The organism is Evtepia sp. (assembly GCF_056797215.1).
Window position 1 is genome coordinate 1 of the sequence record NZ_JBQILM010000066.1, and the last position, 2,863, is coordinate 2,863.

The 2,863-nt window shown below is 61.1% G+C and carries 4 protein-coding genes; 1 reads left to right on the forward strand and 3 read right to left on the reverse strand.

The annotated features are described in order from the left end of the window. Positions 1-22: 22 nt before the first annotated feature. Together ACTOZL_RS10095 and ACTOZL_RS10100 are read right to left on the reverse strand one after the other, a co-directional pair. On the reverse strand, positions 23-631 hold the full coding sequence (locus tag ACTOZL_RS10095) for a recombinase family protein (protein ID WP_482478262.1): 609 nt from the start codon (positions 629-631) through the stop codon (positions 23-25). 228 nt (positions 632-859) lie between these two features. Continuing rightward, positions 860-1,342, reverse strand: a complete 483-nt coding sequence (locus ACTOZL_RS10100) for a YbaK/EbsC family protein (RefSeq protein WP_482478264.1) — start codon at positions 1,340-1,342, stop codon at positions 860-862. 92 nt (positions 1,343-1,434) lie between these two features. Here ACTOZL_RS10100 and gluQRS point away from each other — a divergent pair, with 92 nt between their 5' ends. Next, positions 1,435-2,400 (forward strand): tRNA glutamyl-Q(34) synthetase GluQRS, encoded by a 966-nt coding sequence (gluQRS, locus tag ACTOZL_RS10105; protein WP_482478265.1) that lies wholly within the window; start codon positions 1,435-1,437, stop codon positions 2,398-2,400. Here the strand turns inward: gluQRS and ACTOZL_RS10110 are convergent. Next, on the reverse strand, positions 2,387-2,863 hold a 477-nt coding region (locus ACTOZL_RS10110), incomplete at its 5' end, for a sigma-70 family RNA polymerase sigma factor (protein WP_482478267.1). The genes gluQRS and ACTOZL_RS10110 overlap by 14 nt on opposite strands.

The following is a 2,863-nucleotide window of genomic DNA, read 5'->3' on the forward strand; positions in this document are numbered from 1 at the left end:
GTATACTTTTTGGCAGCTTTTTTTATTTTGCGCTGCCTCGCGCCACCCGATGCTCCTTCAACCGGCGGTAGAACGTCGCCTGGCTCATACCGCAGGCTGACAGGGCGCGGGCAAAGCTCAAGTCCTTCTGCTCCCATGCCTCCACCACCTGGGCGAAGTCCGCCGGGGGTTCCAGAGAGGGACGGCCGAACTTCACCCCCCTGGCCTTGGCCGCCGCGATGCCCTGTTCCTGGCGCTTGCGGATGTTTTCCCGCTCATTCTGGGCCACAAAGGATAAAATTTGCAGCACCAAGTCCGCGATAAAGGTCCCCATGAGGTCCTTGCCGTGGCGGGTGTCCAGGAGAGGCATGTCAATCACGCAGATATCCACCCCGATCTCCTTGGTGAGCACCCGCCACTGGTCCTGGATTTCCTGGTAGTTGCGGCCCAGGCGGTCGATGCTCAGGATATAGACCAGGTCTCCGGCCCTGAGCTTTTTTAATAGCTTTTGATACTGGGGCCGGTTGAAATCCTTGCCGGACTGCTTGTCCATATAAATGTTCTTCTCCGGTACTTCGCTGAGGCGCATGGCGTCCAGCTGTCTGTCCTCGTTCTGCTCCGTGCTGGATACACGAATATAGCTGTAGGTCATAGTTGACTCCTCTCTTTCTGGGTGAGACGGGGGGAAGTTTGATCAAACACACAAAACGGGGGCGGTGTGATCTTCCAAAGATTATTTATGCCCAAGAAAGATTATAACGATTATCGTTATGGTGGGTAGATACAAATAAAAAAGAGCCAGCCTGCGTATCATGGCGCAGACTGGCTTTTCTGATTGAAACCTGCCGGGGAACTATGGTAGAATGGCGGGGATGGAGGGTCAGCCCTCCGCCTGCCACCCTTTGCAAAAGTCCCCCCAGCTCTGGAAGCCGCAGGCGTATTGCTCCAACTGGGCGCAGGTGAGCTCAATGGCGCTGTTGGCGCTGCCAGCGGCAGGGAACACGGTGTCGAAGCGCTGGAGGGAGATGTCCAGATAGACCTGTACCCCCTCCTTGATGGCGAAGGGGCACACGCCCCCTACGGCGTGTCCCACCAGCTCCACCACCTGGTCGGGGGAGAGCATTTTGGCCTTGGTGTGGAAAAAGCCCTTGAACTTGCTGTTGTCCACCTTGGCGTCCCCGGCGGTGAGGATGAGCACCGCTTGTCCGTCCACCAGGAAGGACAGGGATTTGGCAATGCGGGCAGGGATGACCCCGGCGGCCTGGGCGGCCAGCTCTACGGTGGCGCTGGAAGTATCGAACTCTAAGACCTTCTCCGCCAGGCCAAAGGCGGAGAAATAGTCGCGGACCGCGGCGATAGACATGGTGATTGCCCTCTTTCTTTTGGTATACCCATCACTATACCATAGGGAGGAGGCATTGACAAGCTATGGGAAGGGGAGCGGCTATGTATGCGATGAAAGCACAATCACACAGCGGGCGGCCCATCCGGGGCCGCTTTGCCCCCAGCCCCAGTGGGCGAATGCACCTGGGGAATCTCTTCGCGGCGCTGCTGGCCTGGCTGGATATCCGCAGCCTGGGGGGCGAAATGCTGCTGCGCATGGAGGACTTGGACCCCCAGCGCTGCCGCCGGGAATACATTGAGCAATTGGCCGATGACCTCCACTGGCTGGGCCTGGACTGGGACCTGGGCTGGGCGCCAGGCCGGGAGGAATTTTGCCAGAGCCAGCGGGAGGGGTATTATCAAGAGGCCTTTGGCAAGCTGGCGGCGGCGGGGCTGGTGTACCCCTGCTATTGCAGCCGCAAGGAGCTCTTGGCCGCCTCTGCTCCCCACGCCGCCGATGGGGCGCGGGTGTACGATGGCCATTGCCGGCGCTTGACAGAGCAGGAGCGGGCGGCGTTGGAGCGCAGGGGGAGACGGCCTGCTTGGCGGGTCCAAGTGCCCGTAAAGGAAATTTCCTTTACGGATGGGTGCTTTGGCCCCCAAAACCAACGTCTGGACCGGGACTGCGGGGACTTCATCCTCCGCCGCTCCGACGGGGTGTTTGCCTACCAGCTGGCGGTGGCGGAGGACGACGGGCGGATGGGAATCACCCGTGTGGTCCGGGGCTGGGACCTGCTCTCCTCCACCCCCCGGCAGCTCTGGCTTTTGGAGCAGTTGGGCTATCAGCCCCCCAGCTATTGCCACATCCCCTTGCTGCTCAGCCAGGACGGCAGGCGCTTGGCCAAGCGGGATGGGGACCCGGACATGGGGACCCTTCGGGCCCATACCACCCCGGCGGCGTTGACGGGCTACCTGGCCTGGCTGGCCCATCTGATCCCCAAGCCGGAACCCTTGTTGCCCAGGGACTTGATCCAGGGCTTTTCCTGGGAGAAGGTGGGGCGGGAGGACCGTTTTGTGGGGGAGGTCAGTGCTCTGTGAGCTCCCAGCGCAAAAACTGGATGGCCTTCTTTTCCAGCCGGGAGACCTGCACCTGACTAATGCCCAGAATCTTTGCCGTCTTTTCCTGGGTGAGGCCCTTATAATAGCGCAGGAGGATGAGCTTTTGCTCCCGCTGGGGCAGGTGGTCAATGGCGCTGCGCAGGGATAGACGTTCAATGAGCCCCTCCTCTGGGGATTCCCCCAACATCTCCTCTAAGGAGAAGCCGTTCTCCCCGTTCTCGGCCTGAAGGGAGGCCACAGAGGACACGGCTAAGTCCACCTCGGCGATCTCCTCCGGTGTGAGGCCCGTCTCCTGGGCCAGCTCTGACAGGGAGGGTTCCCGGCCTAGACTGTCCAACAGCTTCGTCCGGGCCCGGTGGATCAGTAGGGCCTGTTCCTTGGTCCCGCGGCCTACCTTCACCAGGCCGTCGTCCCGGAGGAAGCGGCGGATCTCCCCGGCAAT